Source organism: Leptolyngbya sp. FACHB-671, assembly GCF_014695745.1.
GTDB lineage: Bacteria > Cyanobacteriota > Cyanobacteriia > Elainellales > Elainellaceae > JAAUTN01.
In genome coordinates this window covers 80,750-100,468 of the sequence record NZ_JACJOV010000152.1, presented here as the reverse complement: position 1 = coordinate 100,468, position 19,719 = coordinate 80,750, and the positions used below count along the sequence as shown (strand labels likewise).

Here is a 19,719-nt window from a genome sequence, read left to right as displayed (position 1 = left end):
ATCCTATAAATGCTATACTCGCTTCAGGTTTAAGGGCATGTAGCTCAGTGGATAGAGCATCAGGTTCCGGTCCTGAGGGTCGGGGGTTCGAATCCCTCCATGCTCGTACTTTACAAGAGATTCGCACGTAGAAAGTCAATGAACTGGCGGGCAGTGCGACCCGATCGCCCATTGTGACGGGTTGCCCATTGCAGCGCCTGATATTCCAGTTCCTGGGCTGTCAAGGGAATTTCTGCCAAACTTGCCAGGTGATGCACGATCGCCAGATAGGTCTTTTGATCTGCAGGTTCAAAGGTGAGCGTTAAGCCAAAGCGATCGCTAAACGAAAGCTTTTCCTGCACCGTATCCCAGTTGTGAATTTCGTCTGCGTCGCTAGGGCGGGGGCGATCGCCAAAAAACTCGCGAATCAAATGCCGTCGATTAGAAGTGGCGTAGACTACCATATTCTGCGGGCGAGCCGTCAGATTTCCTTCGAGAACGACTTTAAGCGCTTTATAAGCGTCTTCATCTTCCTCAAAGGACAAATCGTCTACAAAGATAATGAACTTTTGTGGCACTCCTCGCAACTGATCCACAATGGCAGGCAAATCTTGAAGGTCAGCCTTTGCTACCTCAATTAGCCGCAAGCCCTGCTCTGCATAGCGAGTCAACATCGCCTTTACCAGCGACGATTTGCCCGAGCCGCGACTGCCATAGAGCAACACATGCAGCGCTGGATAGCCCGCCAGCAGCGCTTCTGTGTTCTTAATTAACGCCTCCTGCTGCGCTTCGTAGCCCGTCAATTCCTTGAGTCGCACCAGGTCGGGACAGGGAATTCCTGTGAGCTTGCCAAACTGCCAACGCGCGGCGCGATATTCAGAAAACAGTCCGGCTCCAGCTTTGCGGTAATAGGCAGCTAAATCTTCCAGCACGCCTGACCAATCTTCAATGCCTTCTAGCTTGACCCACAGCGGTAACTTGCGAATGCCTCCTAACCCCGCCTGAGGATGTCCCGTGCGAGTTTGATTCCAGGCTGTTGGGGCAACGGGCAGTGCTGCTGCTGCCTGTACCCACTGGCTAAGTTGCTGACCACTACAGGCATAGAGATGTTGCAAAACCTGTAAATCGTGCTGGGCAGCCGCCAGTAAGGGTGGCGGCAAGCTAGCTAAATCGGTTCGCTGAGCCTGCTGGCTAAAGGGATTTTCAGCCCGGAGGAGCTGCGTCAACAGGTGATCTTGCCAGCTTTGCCGCTGAATCGCCAGAGCATTAAACCAATCGCCATAGGCTCGAAGACAGTTTATGCCGTCGGAGTCAGGCTGTCGCAAAGCTTGCAGCAGGTTAAGAAAAGCTACTCCAACTTCGCTGCTAAGGACAGACTGGTAAATTAGCAAAGAAGCGGCTTGCCGCTGAAGAAATTGAATTGGGTGAGTGACTTGGGCATCCATTTCATTACTGTAAATGGGCGCGTGTTACTCCGCTAGAATTTAACCCCTAAATCCTTAAAATCCAAAAAATCCAAGAACCTATGAATTTAGCTATTGTGGCAGCGATCGCTTACGGCATCCTTTCTATCGTGGGCGGCATCATCGGCTACGTTCAGGCGCAGAGCAAAACTTCTCTTATTTCGGGTAGCGTCAGCGGCGCACTGCTGATTTTGGCTGGCATCTTGTCCCTAACGGGAATTAGTGGAGGGCTATGGCTAGCGGCGATCGTGACGGTTGCACTCATCATCGTTTTTGCAGTGCGGCTATCCAAAACGCGTAAATTCATGCCTGCTGGACTCATGATCATTGCTGGAGCCGTAGCATTCATTCCCATTCTGCAAAACTTGTAGGGAGTGATGGCCGTCTGGTCATAGCTCTTCATCTCTTACTTTCTCATCCTCCATCCTTCCTCACTATTGGCCGATATTCCCTTATCCCTGTGGGCTGATGAAGATCTAGAGCACAGTGAGAACAATAGAGCTGTACGCAAAAGCACGAAACACAGCTTACTGAATGCAGGTTAAAACCTGCTAGGCAGAAGGAGAAAGTTATGACTATTGGTCAATACGGACGTGCTATTGGAGTCTTCTCCAGTCGTCAAGATGCAGAAATGGCTCTACAAGAGCTAAGAGATGCAGGTTTCAACATGGATCGGGTTTCGATCATTGCTCGTAATGCAAAGGGCAAAGATCAAATATCTGATGCTGACATGAATCCGAAGGAAGAGCAGGTGAAAGGCGGAGCCGGAGCAGGAGCTGTTGCAGGTTCCGCCACTGGTGGACTGCTGGGCTTAATTGGTGGATTGGGAGTTTTGGCAATTCCCGGAGTTGGACCTGCTGCTGAAGTCGGTATTGTGCTAGCTAATACTCTGCTGGGCAGTGGAATTGGTGCCGCAGGGGGCAGTTTGGTTGGTGCGTTGATTGGTTGGGGAGTTCCCGAAGATCGGGCGCAGTACTACGGCGATCGCCTCGAACAGGGAGACTACGTTTTAGTTCTGGAAGGTTCGTCAGACGATGTCCGCACTGCCGAAGCGATTTTGAACAATCGAGGAATTCGGGATTGGGACTTTTATGGCATTCCGGGAGCTGTTGGCAACCCTGCTGCGGGTATCAGTAGCCCAACGCCAGGACGCTTCTAGTATTGGGTGCGTCGGATAATAGCCAATAGGTTGGGGCACCTTTTGTCGGTGCCCTTATCTGCTTTTGTTTTCTCGATCCTGGTCCTTCTGATGATCTCTAGTTAGAAAACAGCGCTTCTACAAGCCGCTGAATCTGAGAAGGCTGATGCGTTGCCATGACGGTGATGCGAATGCGGCTAGTAGGTACAGTGGGTGGGCGGATAGCGGCGGCAAAAATGCCCTGCTCTTGAAGATGCTGACCAATGGCGATCGCCTTTTCTGCATCGGATACCTGTAGGCAAAGAATGGGTGACTCACTGGGAATCAGTTTGAAGCGATTGGAGAAAGCGTTATCTGAACAACCGTGGATCTGTTGCTGAAGCTGGTGAACGTTTTGCCAAAGCTGCTGACGGCGTACTGGCTCTTGCTGAATGATAGCGATCGCCTCTAGCGCAGCAGCAGTATCAGCGGGAGACAGCCCAGTAGTGTAGATCCATCCGGGCGATCGGTTTCGCAAAAAGTCAATCAGTTCTGCACTGCCCGTCACATACCCGCCCAGGCTCCCCAACGCCTTGCTCAAGGTGCCTACCTGAATCAGCGATCGCCCAGTGCAACCAAAGTGCTCGACACAGCCCGCCCCTGTTTCCCCCAAAACGCCCGTCGCGTGAGCCTCATCGACCAGCACCATACAGCCAAACTGGTCTACCAGATTTAACAACTCTGGCAGCGGACACAGATCGCCATCCATGCTAAAAACGCTATCGGTGATGATCAGGCAACGTCGAAAGCGATCGCGCTGCTGAGCCAGCTTCGTCTGCAAATCTGCCAGGTCACTATGAGCATATTCCAGCACCGTTGCCTTGCTGAGAACTGCCCCGTTTTTCAAGCTAGAGTGGTTGTATTCGTCCGATAAAATCAAGTCCCGTTGCCCTACTAGAGCAGCGATTGTTCCCAGGTTTGCCAGATAGCCAGAGCTAAACACTAGCGCGTCTTCGGTTTGCTTTAGCTTGGCGATCGCTCCTTCTAACTGTCGATGCAATGATCGATGTCCGGTGATTAAGCGAGAACCTGTACTGCCCGTGCCAAACTCCTGAGTCGCAGCGATCGCCGCCCGAATCAGCCGCTCATCTGCCGCCAGTCCCAAGTAGTCGTTACTGGCAAAATTCAAGACCTTGCGTCCATCTAGCCTGACAACTGCACCCGATCGCCCCTCTACCGTCCTGACAGCGCGATACCAATTTGCCCGTCGGATCGTCTGCATCGCTTGCCCAATCCAAGCATAAGGACTTGCCTCATCCCTCATCCTTTATCCCTCATCTTCTCATCTCTCATCCTGCCAAACCTGCTTGCCTCAATACATTAGCAGTCCAAGAGTTTTGTTTATGATGAGAAGGATTTCACCCCATCGCCCTACCACCGCTCGCCTATTATGCTGCTTGACTCTACCCAATCTGAGCAACTGAAGCCCAACTCCCCCCCTGAACCGATCGCCTTGCCGTCTCGATTTTCGCCACAACATCGAACGATTAGGCCCATCGGGGTTTATGCCCTGCATGGTCTAGCTGCAATGGGAGATGACCTGATTGCGGTTGATGCAGTGCGAGGCTATTTGGTCAAGGTCGATCCCGCCAGCGACAATACCACAGTCCTTAACCCCCACAACGTGCAAGATTTTCTTGATGCGGCAGGTCTGGCTGTGTGGGAAGACACAATCTGGTTTACCCGAGATCACGATGTCTTTTCGTGTACGCTAGCTGACCCTACGCCCAAGCATTTTGCCACCTTGCCCTATCCAGCAGATGGCGTAGCGGTGTGGCAGTCTACGGTGTATGTCGCTTGTCAAAAGTCCGGCTACATTCTCATTTTTGACCGTCGAACCGGACAGCAAATCACGCGGTTTGCTGCCCCCGGTGTGGGCGCTGAAAACCTGTCTGTGCGGGATGAAGAACTGTGGGTGTGCGATCGCACCGAGCAAACGGTTTACTGCATGGATCGAGCCACTGGAGAAGTCAACTTCAGCATTCTCACTCCGTTTGACTCCCCTTCTGGAATTGCCTTTCACACCGATTCTCAAACCCAGGAAACAATTCTCTATGTTGCCTACGCTGGGGAAGAGGCATACATTCGGGATGACCCCAACTCCGAAGATCCTTATCAGCTTAGCTTTCGCGATCGCACCTTTATTCACCCGCTGCATTTCCACGTTGACAAAGACCAGCATTACGCTCTGTCAAATGGCTACTTGATCGAAATGTCTTACATCGAAGAACTGCTGCCGCTAGAGGAAGTGCAGGTTAACGGTTTAGAGTGGCGGATTGCCCTGCCCGCAGACACACCACGCCAGACCGTAAAGCGGGTTGAACCGATTGGAATGCCCTTTCAGGAAGAAATCCAGGAAGGACAGCGGGTTGCTGTGTTCAAATTCGATTCGTTACAACCTGACGAGGGGCGACTGTTTGGCTGGAAAGCACTGCTAGAAGTCCGTGGAATCAAATATCGCTTTACCTTTGATGACGTTGACCGGACTCCGGCGCTATCGGCTGAGTTTCAGTCGCGCTATCTGGTGGATGATGATGAGTTGGCGATGGATACGCCCGTCATTCAAGCCGCTGCACAAGAGGCGATCGGCACCGAAACCAACCTGCTGCGTAAAATTCTGAAAGTCCGCAACTACGTTTACGATCGCCTTTCCTACGGCATCAAGCCGCACATCGACACCCCCGACGTAGCTTTGGAACGCGGTGTTGGCTCTTGCGGTGAATATGTTGGCTTGCTGTTAGCGCTAGCCCGAATCAATGGCATCGCCTGCCGAACGGTTGGTCGCTACAAATGTCCACAACCCGCCGATCGCCAAGGAGTGCCTCTGCAGCCTGACTTTAACCACGTCTGGCTTGAGTTTTACGTTCCTGGTTTTGGCTGGCTACCGATGGAATCCAACGTGGATGATGTGATCGAAGGCGGTCCTTACCCTACACGCTTTTTCATGGGTCTGCCCTGGTATCACGCTGAGATTGCCAAAGGCATTCCCTTTGAGACTTTAAAGACTCCAGATGCCAGCTTTGACCTGTCAATCGGCGACCTGGCAATCAACCACATTCGCTTCACCATTTTGGGAGAACTGCCTCCTCCCACCTGATCTCTGAATCAAACTAAAACCCATGTACTAATCCAATCCTTGCCGCCGTAATAAAAGCACATCTGCAACGTTGAGGGACTTAATGGCTCTAACTGCCCAGGAACTAGAAAAACTGATGCCAGATGCCAGTCAGCTTTTGAGTGATGAGCCGGAAATGGAGAGTTCGCTTCACTATATGCAGCTTTTGCTGCTAGTTACCTGTCTGGAATGGCTGTGGCGTGACCAAAACGATTTCTTCATTGGGGCTAACCTGACAATCTACTTCAGTCGACAGCAACTCAAGAACCGGGACTTTCGAGGCCCGGATTTCTTTTTGGTGAAACAGACTGAGAAGCGACCTCGTAACGCCTGGGTAGTGTGGGAGGAAGATGGCAAATATCCCAACCTGATCATTGAACTGCTCTCGAACTCGACCGCTACAGTTGATCGCAATTTGAAGAAAGTTCTCTATCAGGACCGGTTTCGCACTCCTGAATATTTCTGGTTCTCGCCAGAAACTTTCGAGTTTGAAGGGTTTCGGCTAAACGGACATGAATATCAGGCGATCGCCCCCACTCATCATGGATGGCGTTGGAGCGAAGAACTGGGTTTGTTTTTAGGAGTTGAGGCAAACCAGCTACGCTACTTCACGCTAGAAGGGGAAAAAGTGCCAACGCCTGAAGAGGCAGCAGCACAGGCAGTCGTTCAATTCGAGCAGACTTCAGCGCAGTTAGAGCAAACTTCGGCGCAGCTAGAACAAGAACGCCAGCAGCGGGAAGCTGCTCAGCAGCAAGCAGCAATCCTGGCAGAACGGTTGCGATCGCTTGGGATTGATCCTAATCAACCGTAGCTTTTAGTGAATCTTGTGAATTCATTCTTTCAAGTTTTGGCAAAATTCATGCGACTAAGAAATACTTGAAGACGCTCGCTCTTCGGGTAGGTCAACACCTGCCGGGCAGCACCTTCTTCCTCTACAAAGCCCTTATTCAAAAACAGCACCCGATGGGCGACCTCACGCGCAAACTGCATCTCGTGGGTGACAATCACCATTGTCATGCCCTCTTCAGCCAACTGCTGCATGACAGTTAGCACCTCGCCTACCAATTCTGGGTCGAGGGCGCTAGTGGGTTCGTCAAACAGCATAACTTGCGGCTTCATACAGAGGGCACGGGCGATCGCCACCCGCTGCTTTTGCCCACCAGAGAGCTGGTCAGGGTAAGCCTCTGCCTTTTCTGACAGCCCCACCTTATCCAGATAAAACCGCGCCAGCCTTGAGCTTTCCTTAGCAGGCTGATTGAGCACCTTGCGCGGAGCTAGAGTCAGGTTGTCTAGCACCGTCATGTGGGGAAACAGATTGAACTGTTGAAACACCATTCCCACATTGGCTCGAAGCTGCTTCAGCTTCCCCGTACTGAGATCAGGGTGCGATAAATCAATGCCATTGACGATTAGCCGCCCGCCATTGATTGCCTCAAGTCGGTTAAAGCAGCGCAGCAGGGTGCTTTTGCCACAGCCCGACGACCCGATCACGGCAACGACCTCACCTGGGTTGATATAGCCACTGATGCCATTTAAGACTTGCAGTGCACCAAATCTTTTCTCTACTTGCTCAAAAATAATTGCTGGGGCAGCGCTATTGTTATCTTTCATCTGGATTTAGAAGTCTTCTGATGAGGGAGTGATTCTAAAGTTGCTCTCACCCTTAATAGTTGCTAACACACTTAGCGTTGCTAGATAGATGGAATGACTACCAACACGCTAGTTTTTAGTTTGTAGAATTAGGCGATCGCAGTGTGAATTGTAGATAATTCTTCACCTTGCGGTTCCTAATGCCCGTTTAGTCTTGAATTTGAATGCTAAAAGTCTAAGACTGCTATCTGTCTTGGTGTGAAGGTTTAAGGGAGAAGAATGTTTGTATGAAGATTGCTCGCATGTTCAAATTCACTCGATCTCGTTTTTTACGCCAGTTTGCCATTGGCTTAGTTTGCGTTTTCATGATTGCTGCCTGTGGCCCAAATGGGGAAGAGGCTCCCGAAGCGACAGAAGGGGGTAGTTCAGAAGCCGCTGCCACAACGCTAACCGTTGCCACAGAGCCAGCCTTTCCGCCCTTTGAATCTCAGGCTGAAGGTGGCGGCTATGAAGGATTCGACATTGACTTGATGAATGCGATCGGAGAAGCTGCCGGATTCACCGTCGAGTTTCAGGCGCTTCCGTTTGATGGCATCATTCCCGCTCTGCAAGCCGGAACCGTGGATGCTGCAATCAGCTCCATGACCATCACCGCAGAACGGGCACAAACCGTCGATTTTTCTCGCCCCTACTTTAAGGCAGGGTTGGCGATCGCCGTTCCGGAGGACAACACCGACGTGACCTCCCTAGAAAACCTGGAAGGCAAACGAATTGCGGTACAAATCGGCACAACAGGCGCAGACCAAGCAGCAGAAATCGAGGGAGCGACCGTTAGCACCTTTGACTCAGCCCCACTCGCCCTGCAAGAGCTAGCAAACGGCAATGCTGATGCTGTGATCAACGACGCTCCGGTTACACTCTACGCAATTCAAACCGGCAACATCGGCGGTGTAAAAGTCGTAGGGGAACTGGTCACCGAGGAGTTTTACGGCATTGCACTGCCCAAAGGCTCACCCAATGCCGAAGCGATCAACTCTGGTCTAGCTACCATCCTGGAAGACGGTACTTACGAGGAGATCTACCAAAAATGGTTTGGTGAAGCTCCACCCGAACTACCCGAAGAAGCCCCACTAGAATAGCCTCAATCTGTAGGTTGGGTGCAGCAAAGCGGAACCCAACACAGCTTTTATCTTTTACTCTTGTTGGGTTTCGTACCCTCAATTCAACCTACACCTTACTCACGCACTTAATGGAACCCCCACTGTGCTTCAATTTCTAGAAATTATCCTGAATGCTCTACCAAACCTGCTGCGCGGCGCAGTAGTAACCTTACAGCTTACTGCTCTGTCTGTTGTGCTAGGTATGGTTGGCGGTTCACTGATTGGCATCGCCCGACTCTCTGCATCGCCTATTATTAGTTTTGCTGCAAGGGCTTACGTAGACTTCTTCAGAGGTACGCCCCTGCTAGTGCAGCTCTTCATGATTTACTTTGGTCTGCCAGCTTTAGTCATCAACTTAGCCAACACGCAATTTTCCTTTAGCCCTTTAACCGCCGCAGTAACCGCACTTAGCCTTAACAGCGCTGCCTATATTGCGGAAATTGTAAGGGCAGGAATCCAATCTATTGAGTTAGGGCAGCGAGAAGCCTCGCAATCACTCGGTTTAGGACCGGTTCAAACCATGCGCTATATCATCTTTCCGCAAGCTCTGCGCCGCATGATTCCTCCTTTAGGCAACGAATTCATCACACTTCTCAAAGATACCAGTTTGGTTTCAACCATTGGCTTTGAGGAACTGGTTCGTCGTGGTCAACTGGTCGTGGCGCAAAATTATCGTGCGTTTGAAATTTGGACTGGCATTGCACTGATTTACCTAGTGTTGACGCTGCTGTCCTCCCAGGCATTTAGCTGGCTAGAGCGATGGATGAACCCCGTAGAACGAGCCAGAGCAAAAGCTGCACCGCCACTTAATCCAGTTTCAGCCAGCGGAGATCATTTGTCGTAGGCTGCGTAAGTTGCTGCGTTCAGAGTCCTCTAAAATGGAGTAATGTTCCGATCGCACAGAGGTTATGACGCACTCTACCGACATCGCTGCACTAGCCCGCTGGATGGCAGCAGACTTTAGCAATCAAGCACAGGCGTTTGAAAATCCGCCCTTTTTTGCTCACATTCGCGTCTGTATGCGTCCGCTACCGCTAGAGTTTTTGTCTGGAGTCAGCTTTTTTGTTGAGCAAGCCTATGACTACATGCTGAATGACCCCTATCGGCTACGGGTATTGAAGCTGCTGGTACAGGGCGATCGCATTGAAGTTGAAAACTACACCGTTCACAATGAGCAAGACTTTTACGGCGCATCCCGCGACCTGAAGCGCTTGCAGCAAATCAGTCCTGACCGTCTGGAAAAACTTCCTGGCTGCAATATGATCGTGGACTGGACAGGGCACAGCTTCAAAGGGCATGTTGAACCAGGCAAAGCCTGCATGGTCGTGCGAAAAGGAAAAACCACCTACCTCGACAGCGAATTTGAAATCGATGACCAGCGCTTTATCAGCCAAGACCGTGGACGCGACCCAGAAACCGATGAGCATATCTGGGGTTCGGTCGCAGGCCCATTTGAGTTTGTGCGAGTCGCAAATTTTGCAGACGAAGTAAAAGTCTGAAGCCCTGTAGGGCGAATAACATCTTCCCTACCTGAACGGATGAGGCGATCGCCCTCATTAGACTTGCTGTAACCACAGCACAGACCTTCGAGCAGGCTACAAAGATTTTGTAAACTCAAAGAACAGGCATATGCATTAAGGACCCTTGATGCAGAAAAATTGGTAAAACATGAGCGAGGGCAATGATATCCCTTAACATCTAAAGGTTTTGAAACTGTGCACAAATAACAGCAGCATGTACAAACAACAATGAGGTGGTGATGACTGATTTAGAATTACTCCAGAAAATTGAACAGCAATTAGCTCAACTACCACCTGAGCAACTTTCGTTGGTCAGTGAATTTCTAGATTCACTTGAGAGCAGAAATAGTATTAGTCATCGTGCACTTCGTCGGATGCCTCCAATTAAACGAGGAGGTAAAGCAGTTGATTTATTGAAGTTTGCAGGAACTTGGCAAGGTGACGATCTAGAGGAAAGCCTTTGCTTTGTTGAGGAAACTCGATCCAAAGCTCAGTTTTAATCACTTCATGTCATGTATCTTCTAGATACCAATCATTGCAGCTACATCATCAATAACAATTCCATAGTCGCTGATGCATTGCGTTCTCGTTTTACTAGTGAAATTGGCATTAGCATCATTACTTATGGCGAACTGCTATACATGGCCGAAAAATTAGAGCGAAAGGCTCAAAACTTTGTAGCAGTTCAAGCTTTTCTGGCGAATGTTGATTTGTACTTCATTGATGAAGAGACTGCCATTCTGTACAGCCAGCTGAAAACAGCAGTTTTTAATCAGTTTGCGCCCAAAGATAAAAGCAAACGTCGAAGTACAAGCGCTGGAGATTTAGGCTTTGACGATCACGATCTCTGGATTGCGGCAACAGCAATCCAGCATAACCTTGTCGTTGTGTCTGCTGACAGCGATTTTATCCGAATTCAGCAAGCACAGCCTTTCTCCCTAGAATCGTGGCTGTAGCCTCTGCCATAAAGGAACCTTCAATTAGAGCGTTGAACTGAGATTTAGGGAAACGATCGCCCCCCATACTCCACATCCGATCGCCACACAGAAAATGAGTGGAACCTTTTTGAAACTAGCGATCGCCACCACCACACCTGCTGCAACAGTTGCCAAAGTTTCTATCGTTGAACCGCTCAGGCTGACCATGCTGCTGATTGTGAGTACTAGAATTACCGCTAGCGGCAAATGATTCAGCCAACGTGCTTGAAAGAGTTGGGGTGGTAGCCAAACGCCTGCACTTCGCATTAGATAGGTGCCAATTCCAGCCAAGAAGATTACCCACCAGATATTCATACTTTCTCCTTAGGATTCAGCTTTTCCTTGTGGTTTAAGCCTGGGAGCAGGGAGGATAGGATGGCGATCGCCAAAATTGACATCAAAAGACCGATCGATCCAAACTGCTGAGTAATTAGAACCAGGGCAATTCCTACGCCCAAAACAATACTGATTTCTTGCTGCCAGCGATCGCGGGGTGCAGTGCTAGCAGAACTTCGCAGGTTACCGACTAACAAGCAAAGGAATAGTCCGGGCAATGCAAACTGAAGCCACTGTTCGGGTAATTGCATTCCCACCTGACAGCCCAGCCAGGAACCCGTGATCCAAGAAGCCCAGCAGCATAGGTGCATCCCTAGGTAATAGGCGAAGGGACGCGGCTCGTCTGTCATCTCTAGAGCAAAGGTTTCATCAATCAGCCCTAGAGACAGAAGCCACTGCTGCCCCCAGCTAAACCGTTTGTAAATGTTGTGCGCTGACAGGCTCATGGGAATGTGGCGCAGATTGATGATCAGCATCGTGAGTAGAATGCTGACACCAGACAGATTTTGCCTTACGCCTTCAACTGCCGCAAATTGGGAAGCACCTGCGTAGACCCAGACAGACATCCCCACGGTAGAGAGCGGAGACAATCCTGACTGGACTGAAATTGCGCCATAGCTCATGGCGATCGGCAAGAAACCGGCCACAACTCCCAGAGCGCGGTTCATGCCGTTAAAGAATTCTGCAAAGAAGGTTGAGCGATTTGTTTGTTGAAGCATGGGTCAATCACCTCCAGGGAGTAAAACCCTGATGCTTCCTAATTTATTGGCGATCGCTCCTCCCAGTCTTGAAGAAAATTGCCCTCCTTACCGCTGATACTGCCCTGGAGTCACCCCAGTCATTCGCTTAAACTGTCGCGTCAGATGGCTCTGGTCAGCAAAGCCTGTCTCCTGAGCTACGTCAGAAATCGGCTTGCCCTGAACTAGCAGCCGTTTGGCACGATGCAAACGCACCTGATTGAGATAGCCGTGCGGTGGTAGACCAACCTGTTTGCGAAAGGTACGGAGCAGGTAAAAAGGACTGAGGTTGGCGATCGCCGCCAGTTCTTCTAACGATGAATTTTCGGCGTAGTGTGCTTCCAGGTAATTTTGCACCAGCCGAATCGGTTGAGATTCTTTCCCTGCTGCTTTAAGAGTGGGGCGATCGCCTGCATGACGGGCAATCAATTGCGCCATCGTCCACACCATGCGCGAATCTTGCTCTAGCTGACAAGTAGATTTCTCCAAGGTGACGTGCAACCGCAAAAGTAACCCCTTCAGGTATTCATCCTGAATCACAGGCTGAGGGAAATAGGGAATGTCGGGCGATCGCCAGGAATCAGCCATTGCTTCCCGCAGAATGCTGACATCGGGATATAGCATTCGATACATCCAGCCTCCCTCAGTTGCAGCGTGCCCGTCGTGCGGTTCTCCCGGATTAATCAACGCAACGCTACCTGCCGTTGCAACGTGGGTAGCACCTCGATAATCAAATTCCTCTGCCCCCTGCTGAATCACGCCGATCGCGTAGGTGTCATGGGTATGACGACAAAAGGAATGAGTAATAAATCGGGCATGAAGGAGTTCTAAATCGGCGAATTGAGGCGATCGCCAGAATTTGACTTGTTCTTTCATGGCGGGAGTTGGGGGTTTAAGGATTAGGGATTGGGGGTATTCCGGCTTGTTCAGACATTTCTGAAGCGAGTCCAGTCCAGTCGAGGTCGCCTTTGCCTTTGGCAACAGCAGCCATCAGGCGATCGTGAAGCAAGCTGGCGAGGGGCATGGGCATTTGGCTAGTTCTGGCAGTTTGCAGGGCCAGGGTGACATCTTTTAGACCGAGGGAAAGCTTGAATCCAGCAGGTTCATATTGCTGTTGGGCAATCATGCGACCGTAGTTTTGGTAGATCGGGCAAGCAAACAGCGTTTTGCCAAAAAGTTCGGCGACCTGAGTGCGATCGATACCGTTTTTTTCTGCCAGGGTAAATGCTTCAGCCATCGCTTCGATCGCTGAAACAATCAGGAAATTGCCAGTCACTTTAACGATATTTGCGGCTTCCGGCGTTTCGCCAAAGTCAAATACACCCTGTCCCAAAGCATCTAGCACGGGCGCAACTTCCGCTTTAGCAGCGGGGTTTCCTGAGACGCAAATCCACAGCTTTTTGGCAGCAGCGGCATCAGGGCGACCAAATACGGGTGCTGCCAGGTAATGCACCCCTTGCTGCTCGTGTTGTGCTGCTAAGTGCTGAGCGGTTGCGGGTGAAATGGTACTCATGGATAGGTGAATGCTGCCAGGGCTGAGCTTTTCTAGAATCCCGTTTTCTCCCAGCACAGCTTCCTCTAGTACCTGGTCGTTAGCGAGCATCGTGATGACGATGGTTTCGGGTGCTACAACTTCAGCGGGTGTATTCACCAAAGTTGCGCCTTGCTCAGCTAGCGATCGCCCCTTCTCTAGAGTGCGGTTATATACCCGCAGCGAATAACCCGCTGCAAGCAGATTCGTCGCCATTGGCAGCCCCATATTGCCTAGTCCAACAAAGCCGATTGTTTTAGAGCCGATATCTTTGCTCATTCGCCCATTCCTGAAACACTCTAATCGCTCTCAGGATAGAGGCGATCGACCCAATTTACATCCTTCATTAGAATGTCCCCGCTGCGATTTACTTTTGTCCCATTCACCTATCCGCGAAGACTAGGTCAGAGCTTAGGTGAAAAGGCTAAAAGATATTGCTGTCAGGGGCTTCGAGTAGTTTGACAGCTAATTTTAATAGAAGTTTTTAGGCGAACAGTTCAGCCTCAATCGTCTAGAAGGTACCCAAACCTGATAGATTTGAGCGAGTATCAGCAAACAGGATATGGCAAGATGAAAGTCCTAGTCATTGGCGGCGACGGCTATTGCGGGTGGGCTACCGCACTTTACCTTTCAAACCGAGGATACGAAGTCGGCATCCTGGACAACATGGTGCGCCGACACTGGGATTTAGAGCTTTGTGTCGAGACTCTGACCCCGATTGCTCCCATCCAGCAACGCCTCCAGCGCTGGAAAGATTTAACTGGTAAATCGATCGACCTTTTTGTTGGCGACATTACCAATTACGAATTTCTTAGCAAAGCAATGCACCAGTTTGAACCCGAAGCGGTGGTGCATTTTGGCGAACAGCGATCGGCTCCCTTCTCCATGATCGATCGTGAACATGCCGTCTTGACGCAAGTTAATAATGTAGTTGGGACGCTGAACCTGCTCTACGTTATGCGTGAAAGCTTCCCCGATTGCCATCTGGTGAAGTTAGGCACGATGGGCGAATATGGTACGCCTAACATCGACATTGAAGAAGGTTACATCACGATCGAGCACAACGGCCGTAAGGACACACTTCCCTATCCTAAGCAGCCCGGTTCGTTCTATCACTTGAGCAAAGTTCACGACTCTCACAACATTCACTTTGCTTGCAAAATCTGGGGTCTACGAGCTACTGACCTAAACCAGGGCGTAGTCTATGGGGTGCTAACAGAAGAGACGGGCATGGATGAATTGCTGATCAACCGCCTCGATTACGACGGTGTGTTTGGTACAGCGCTGAACCGTTTCTGCATTCAGGCAGCGATCGGGCATCCGCTGACGGTTTATGGCAGCGGCGGTCAAACTCGCGCCTTCCTGGACATTCGCGATACGGTGCGGTGTGTGGAATTGGCGATCGCTAACCCCGCCGACCCAGGAAAGTTCCGCGTCTTTAACCAGTTCACCGAAATGTTTAGCATTGGCGACTTGGCGCAAATGGTCGAGAAAGCTGGAAGCTCTCTCGGTTTGAGCGTTGAAGTCAAGCACCTCGACAACCCTCGCGTTGAGTTAGAAGAACACTACTTCAACGCTAAGAACACCAACCTGCTTGACCTCGGCTTACAGCCCCACTACCTGTCTGACTCGCTGCTCGACTCCTTGCTCAACTTCAGCGTTCAGTACAAGCATCGCGTAGACGAGAAGCAAATCCTGCCCAAAGTCAAGTGGAAGGGTTAACTCAGTCGATCCGGCCGAGCTGTATGTTATGTCAGATCTCCGACTTCTTTGAGAAGTCGGAGATCTTAATCCCTAGCCAGTGACATTAGGTTCAAACTCTTGTCAGGACGGAGCGTGATCGATTTTGCATTCCGTTCTAATAAGTTCTTGCCAACTTGACTGTGCCCTGTAGAAGAGGCAGAGTCTCTACGCTGATGTTCCCAAGTAAGCATGGGAACGAGAAAACCACCCCCAATCCCGAACCCCCACCCCCCAATCCCGAACATTCTCTATGCGAATTGCCCTATTTACCGAAACTTTTTTGCCCAAAGTTGACGGCATTGTCACCCGCCTCAGCCATACCGTTGAACAGTTGCAGCGATTGGGTGACGAAGTTTTAGTAATTTCTCCCGATGGTGGATTGACTGAATATAAGGGAGCCAGAATTTATGGGGTGCCGGGGTTTCCCTTACCGCTTTACCCAGAGCTAAAGCTGGCGCTGCCACGTCCCTCCATTGGTCAAGTGCTAGAAGGGTTCAAGCCCGATTTAATTCATGTAGTGAATCCTGCCGTTTTAGGATTGGCAGGACTGTACTACAGCAAAATCTTTAAAGTGCCGCTAGTTGCGTCTTATCACACCCACTTGCCTAAATATCTAGAGCATTACGGCTTGGGAATGCTGGAAGGCATGATGTGGGAACTGCTGAAAGTGGCGCATAATCAGGCACAGATCAACCTCTGCACCTCAACTGCCATGCAGGAAGAGCTGGATGCCCATGGGATTGAGCGCTTAGCTGTGTGGCAACGGGGAGTAGATACGGAGCTATTTCATCCCGGTTTGGCGAGCCAAGAGATGCGATCGCGCCTCAGTCAGGGAAACCCTGATAACCCGTTGTTGCTCTATGTTGGACGGCTCTCGGCGGAAAAAGAAATCGACAAAATCAGACCCGTCCTGGAATCGATCCCAAATGCTCGACTGGCTCTAGTGGGTGATGGACCGCACCGCCAGGAATTAGAACAGTATTTTGCTGGCACGCCGACTCACTTTGTCGGGTACCTGACTGGCGCAGATTTAGCAACCGCCTTTGCCTCTGCGGATGCCTTTGTGTTTCCGTCGCGCACCGAAACATTGGGACTGGTACTGCTTGAGGCAATGGCGGCAGGCTGTCCGGTGGTTGCAGCCAACTCAGGTGGCATTCCCGATATCGTAACGGACGGTGTCAACGGCTATTTGTTTGATTCCTATGACGAACAGGGGGCGATCGCCGCTACTCAACGCCTGCTCAACCAACAAACCGAACGCGAAACATTGCGCCAAAACGCCCGCCAGGAGGCAGAACGCTGGAGCTGGACGGCTGCGACCCGTCAGCTTCAAGATTTCTACCAAGTGGTGCTGACACCACACTCCATGCCCACGGCAGCGTAGGGTTGTCATTTAGTTTTCGTAGGTCCCTTCAAAAAGGCGCACCAAAAACTTAAAATGCCTTCATAAAGGGAGCGATCGCCACTTTTATCTCAGGAGACAATTCTAGATATTAGCTATGCTATATCCAGGTTGGGAAGAATGGAATTAACCGACTTGGCTTGCGCCTTGGAGTCGTCAGAAAGCTGTTAGACTATTGCCTTACCTGCGCTAACCCCAGATTTTGCGGAAGTCGGAGTACAGGTTAAACAGGGATTAACAGGAACGGTTGCTGATATTTGGCGGCTGAAGCTTTCTTCCAACTTCCAATCTTTACAAATTTTCATAGGTACCTATGACAGCTTCATCCCCACGCCGGCCCGATCGGGACCATGCTGACGCTGTGATTGATGTGTATCCTCACGTCTCCGAAGATGGGGGAGCCTACTTTAACTCAATGGGTGACATTGAAGTTGACGTGGTTCACAGCACCGACGACTTAAACCTAAACGTACCCCGCAAAACTGAGCCAGGTGGGGCTCTTGCTACTAACCACGGCAATTTCTCAGCTTTTCTGGCTCCTCTAACCCAGGATACGTTTAGGCAGGTTGTGACGGATGTTGAGCAAAAGCTGCGCGTCGTCAACCAGACCTTGTCGATGCTCGACTCTGTGCTAGATAGCCAGGGTTTCGATGCCATTCTGAACGAAATGCTTCAGTCGATCACCCTCAAGACAGGCGAGTTGCTGGGGGCCGATCGCACCACGATTTATCTCTTGGACGAAGACAAAAACGAACTCTGGTCAATCGTTGCCGAAAATGCTGGAGGCGGTTCCTTAGAGCTACGCATTCCTGCTGACCAGGGGATTGCGGGCGAAGTGGCGACCTTCAAACAGCCAATCAACATCCCCTTCGACTTTTACGATGATCCCCGCTCAGCTTTTGCCCAAAAGCAGGACAAAAAGACGGGATATCGCACTTACACCATGCTGACCTTGCCACTGTTGAGCGAGAATGGCGGATTGGTAGCTGTCGTACAGCTAATTAACAAGCTCAATTTTCCGAATGATCCTGGAGATCCATTGTCTGAGCGGGTAAATCGACAGGGCTTCACAGAAAAAGATCAGGACTTGTTCAGTGAATTTTCGCCATCAATTCGCCTGATTCTAGAAAGCTCTCGTTCCTTTTATTTGGCAACGCAAAGACAGCGAGCCGCGACAGCGCTGATGAAAGCAACGCGATCGCTGAGTCAGAGCAGCCTTGATCTGGATGCGACCCTGGCACGGGTGATGGAAGAGGCAAAGGAACTGATGAACGCCGATCGCAGTACGCTATGGCTACTCGATCAGGATCGGAACGACCTGTGGACAAAAATTCCGATGCCAGATGGCTCGCTCAAAGAACTGCGGGTACCCGTCGGCGTTGGTTTTGCAGGTAAAGTTGCAGAAACCCGTGAGCCGTTAAACATTCCCTTTGATCTGTACGAACATCCAGATGCAGACAACGCCAAAAAGCTAGACCCGACCAACGGCTACCGTACCTGCAGCCTGCTATGTATGCCCATTTTCAACGCAGATGGTGAGCTAATCGGCGTCACGCAACTAGTCAACAAAAAGAAACAGGGCGAATTTACTGAATACAATCCAGAAGATTGGCCCAGAGCACCAGAGTGCTGGAAGTCTAGCTTTAACCGCAGCGACCAGGAATTTATGCAGGCGTTTAACATCCAGGCGGGTGTGGCGCTGCAAAATGCCAAGCTGTTTGCCACTGTAAAGCAGCAAGAACAGATGCAGCGAGACATTTTGCGATCGCTCTCTAATGCCGTCTTCTCAACTAACAAAGATGGGGAGGTGATCGCTGCCAACGAAAGCGCCAAGCGATTGCTCGGACTGGACGAGCAGGAAAAAATTGAAGGGCGACCGATCACCGAACTGATCAAAATTAAGGAAGGGGATTTCTCCAAGTGGTTCGTTGCTGCGTTAAAAGGCGCGGGTAGTAAGAATCGACAGCAGTACTACCCTGACCAAACTCTGATCTCATCGGAAGTCGAGCAGCACAGCGTTCACCTGTCGATCAACTCGATTGCTGATGTGGCAGACGATACTCATGTGTATGGCGCACTGGTCGTGATGGATGACATCAGTGACGAAAAGCGGCTAAAGAACACCATGTATCGCTACATGACCCAGGAGTTAGCAGAGGAACTGCTCAGGCTGGATGACCCGAAACTAGGGGGAGATCGCAAAGAGGTTTCTATCCTATTTTCAGACATTCGTAGCTTTACCTCGATCGCCGAAAGCATGGAAGCCGAAGAACTGGTTGTCATGCTCAACGAATACTTTGAGTCGATGGTCGATGCGGTATTTAAGCATAAAGGCACCCTCGACAAGTACATCGGCGATGCAATTATGGCCGTGTTTGGCTCCCCCTTGCCGCTAGAAAATCACGCCTGGTTAGCCGTACAAACAGCGATCGATATGCGGCATCGGCTAGAAGCATTGAATCAGAAGCGCGAGGCAGACAGCAAACCCGCGATCAACATCGGCATTGGTATCAACACTGACAATGTAATCAGCGGCAACATTGGCTCCAGCCGCAAGATGGAATTTACCGCAATTGGCGACGGGGTGAACCTGGGATCGCGCCTGGAAGGAGCAAGCAAGCAATATGGCTGTGACATTATCATCAGTGAAACGACCTACCAGCCCTGCGCCGATCAGGTGTGGGTGAGAGAGTTAGACCGGATTCGGGTGAAGGGTAAAAACAAGCCCGTCAGCATTTACGAGCTAGTGGGACTGCGATCGGAACCCATCTCAGAGTTAGACCAACGCAGGATCGAACTCTATCAGCAGGGGCGAGAATATTATCTTGAGCGCAAGTTTGTCAAAGCGATCGCCGCATTTGGCACAATTTTGGAAGAGCTAGACCACCAAGATAAAGCGGCCGACCTGCACGTCAAGCGCTGTCACCACTGGATGGTCACTCCGCCGCCTGAAGACTGGAGTGGCGTTTGGGATCTCACCGAAAAGTAG

The 19,719-nt window shown here is 50.7% G+C and carries 19 protein-coding genes and 1 tRNA gene; 13 read left to right on the top strand and 7 right to left on the bottom strand.

Translation table 11 applies throughout. The annotated features are described in order from the left end of the window. The first annotated feature begins 33 nt into the window (after positions 1-33). Positions 34-106: transfer RNA gene (locus H6F93_RS25110), tRNA-Arg, on the top strand. A 4-nt stretch (positions 107-110) separates the two neighbouring features. Here the strand turns inward: H6F93_RS25110 and H6F93_RS25105 are convergent. Then, entirely contained in the window at positions 111-1,424 is a 1,314-nt protein-coding gene (locus H6F93_RS25105; protein ID WP_190642657.1) for an ATP-binding protein, read from the bottom strand. Between the two features lie 80 nt (positions 1,425-1,504). On the opposite strand from H6F93_RS25105, the gene H6F93_RS25100 reads away from it, so the two are divergent. Both H6F93_RS25100 and H6F93_RS25095 read left to right on the top strand, forming a co-directional pair. Further along, the gene (locus H6F93_RS25100) at positions 1,505-1,813 is read left to right on the top strand and encodes a TMEM14 family protein (protein ID WP_190686904.1); all 309 of its coding nucleotides are present in this window, start codon (positions 1,505-1,507) and stop codon (positions 1,811-1,813) included. A gap of 200 nt (positions 1,814-2,013) precedes the next feature. Next, on the top strand, positions 2,014-2,601 hold the full coding sequence (locus H6F93_RS25095) for a general stress protein (protein WP_190642655.1): 588 nt from the start codon (positions 2,014-2,016) through the stop codon (positions 2,599-2,601). 97 nt (positions 2,602-2,698) lie between these two features. Here the strand turns inward: H6F93_RS25095 and bioF are convergent, their stop codons facing one another. Next, complete coding sequence (gene bioF / locus H6F93_RS25090) at positions 2,699-3,883, bottom strand: 8-amino-7-oxononanoate synthase (RefSeq protein ID WP_190686896.1); 1,185 nt, start codon at positions 3,881-3,883, stop codon at positions 2,699-2,701. Positions 3,884-4,009: 126 nt separating this feature from the next. Here bioF and H6F93_RS25085 point away from each other — a divergent pair, with 126 nt between their 5' ends. Beyond that, positions 4,010-5,716 (top strand): transglutaminase domain-containing protein, encoded by a 1,707-nt coding sequence (locus tag H6F93_RS25085; RefSeq protein WP_190686895.1) that lies wholly within the window; start codon positions 4,010-4,012, stop codon positions 5,714-5,716. Positions 5,717-5,798: 82 nt separating this feature from the next. Then, a complete protein-coding gene (locus tag H6F93_RS25080; protein ID WP_190686894.1) occupies positions 5,799-6,545 on the top strand; it encodes a Uma2 family endonuclease in 747 nt (248 codons plus the stop codon). A gap of 29 nt (positions 6,546-6,574) precedes the next feature. On the opposite strand, the gene H6F93_RS25075 is transcribed toward H6F93_RS25080, so the two are convergent. Further along, complete coding sequence (locus H6F93_RS25075) at positions 6,575-7,345, bottom strand: amino acid ABC transporter ATP-binding protein (RefSeq protein WP_190642651.1); 771 nt, start codon at positions 7,343-7,345, stop codon at positions 6,575-6,577. Positions 7,346-7,626: 281 nt separating this feature from the next. Between H6F93_RS25075 and H6F93_RS35930 the strand changes: the two genes are divergently transcribed. From H6F93_RS35930 to H6F93_RS25050, 5 genes are all read left to right on the top strand, one after another. After that, positions 7,627-8,463 carry a basic amino acid ABC transporter substrate-binding protein gene (locus tag H6F93_RS35930; protein ID WP_190686892.1) on the top strand — a complete coding sequence of 279 codons (837 nt, stop codon included), beginning with the start codon at positions 7,627-7,629 and terminating at the stop codon, positions 8,461-8,463. A 124-nt stretch (positions 8,464-8,587) separates the two neighbouring features. Next, positions 8,588-9,328 carry an ABC transporter permease subunit gene (locus H6F93_RS35925; RefSeq protein ID WP_190686889.1) on the top strand — a complete coding sequence of 247 codons (741 nt, stop codon included), beginning with the start codon at positions 8,588-8,590 and terminating at the stop codon, positions 9,326-9,328. Positions 9,329-9,392: 64 nt separating this feature from the next. Then, positions 9,393-9,983, top strand: coding sequence for a chromophore lyase CpcT/CpeT (locus H6F93_RS25060; protein WP_190686887.1), 591 nt, complete (start codon positions 9,393-9,395; stop codon positions 9,981-9,983). Positions 9,984-10,243: 260 nt separating this feature from the next. Next, positions 10,244-10,504 (top strand): hypothetical protein, encoded by a 261-nt coding sequence (locus H6F93_RS25055; protein WP_190686884.1) that lies wholly within the window; start codon positions 10,244-10,246, stop codon positions 10,502-10,504. A gap of 12 nt (positions 10,505-10,516) precedes the next feature. Further along, positions 10,517-10,960, top strand: coding sequence for a type II toxin-antitoxin system VapC family toxin (locus H6F93_RS25050; protein ID WP_190686881.1), 444 nt, complete (start codon positions 10,517-10,519; stop codon positions 10,958-10,960). Positions 10,961-10,984: 24 nt separating this feature from the next. Here H6F93_RS25050 and H6F93_RS25045 read toward each other — a convergent pair whose 3' ends face one another. The 4 genes from H6F93_RS25045 to H6F93_RS25030 form a co-directional block, all read right to left on the bottom strand. Further along, the gene (locus H6F93_RS25045) at positions 10,985-11,296 is read right to left on the bottom strand and encodes an AzlD domain-containing protein (RefSeq protein ID WP_190686879.1); all 312 of its coding nucleotides are present in this window, start codon (positions 11,294-11,296) and stop codon (positions 10,985-10,987) included. Next, the gene (locus H6F93_RS25040; RefSeq protein ID WP_190686876.1) at positions 11,293-12,036 is read right to left on the bottom strand and encodes an AzlC family ABC transporter permease; all 744 of its coding nucleotides are present in this window, start codon (positions 12,034-12,036) and stop codon (positions 11,293-11,295) included. Before H6F93_RS25040 ends, H6F93_RS25045 begins: the two co-directional genes overlap by 4 nt. Positions 12,037-12,123: 87 nt before the next feature. Next, entirely contained in the window at positions 12,124-12,930 is an 807-nt protein-coding gene (locus tag H6F93_RS25035) for an AraC family transcriptional regulator (RefSeq protein ID WP_190686875.1), read from the bottom strand. Positions 12,931-12,946: 16 nt separating this feature from the next. Further along, on the bottom strand, positions 12,947-13,864 hold the full coding sequence (locus H6F93_RS25030; RefSeq protein ID WP_190686870.1) for an NAD(P)-dependent oxidoreductase: 918 nt from the start codon (positions 13,862-13,864) through the stop codon (positions 12,947-12,949). Positions 13,865-14,155: 291 nt separating this feature from the next. Here H6F93_RS25030 and H6F93_RS25025 point away from each other — a divergent pair, with 291 nt between their 5' ends. From H6F93_RS25025 to H6F93_RS25015, 3 genes are all read left to right on the top strand, one after another. Further along, on the top strand, positions 14,156-15,307 hold the full coding sequence (locus tag H6F93_RS25025) for an NAD-dependent epimerase/dehydratase family protein (RefSeq protein WP_190642644.1): 1,152 nt from the start codon (positions 14,156-14,158) through the stop codon (positions 15,305-15,307). 271 nt (positions 15,308-15,578) lie between these two features. Next, positions 15,579-16,712: a glycosyltransferase gene (locus tag H6F93_RS25020; RefSeq protein ID WP_190686865.1), complete on the top strand. Its 1,134-nt coding sequence runs from the start codon at positions 15,579-15,581 to the stop codon at positions 16,710-16,712. Between the two features lie 331 nt (positions 16,713-17,043). Continuing rightward, a complete protein-coding gene (locus H6F93_RS25015) occupies positions 17,044-19,719 on the top strand; it encodes a GAF domain-containing protein (RefSeq protein ID WP_190686862.1) in 2,676 nt (891 codons plus the stop codon).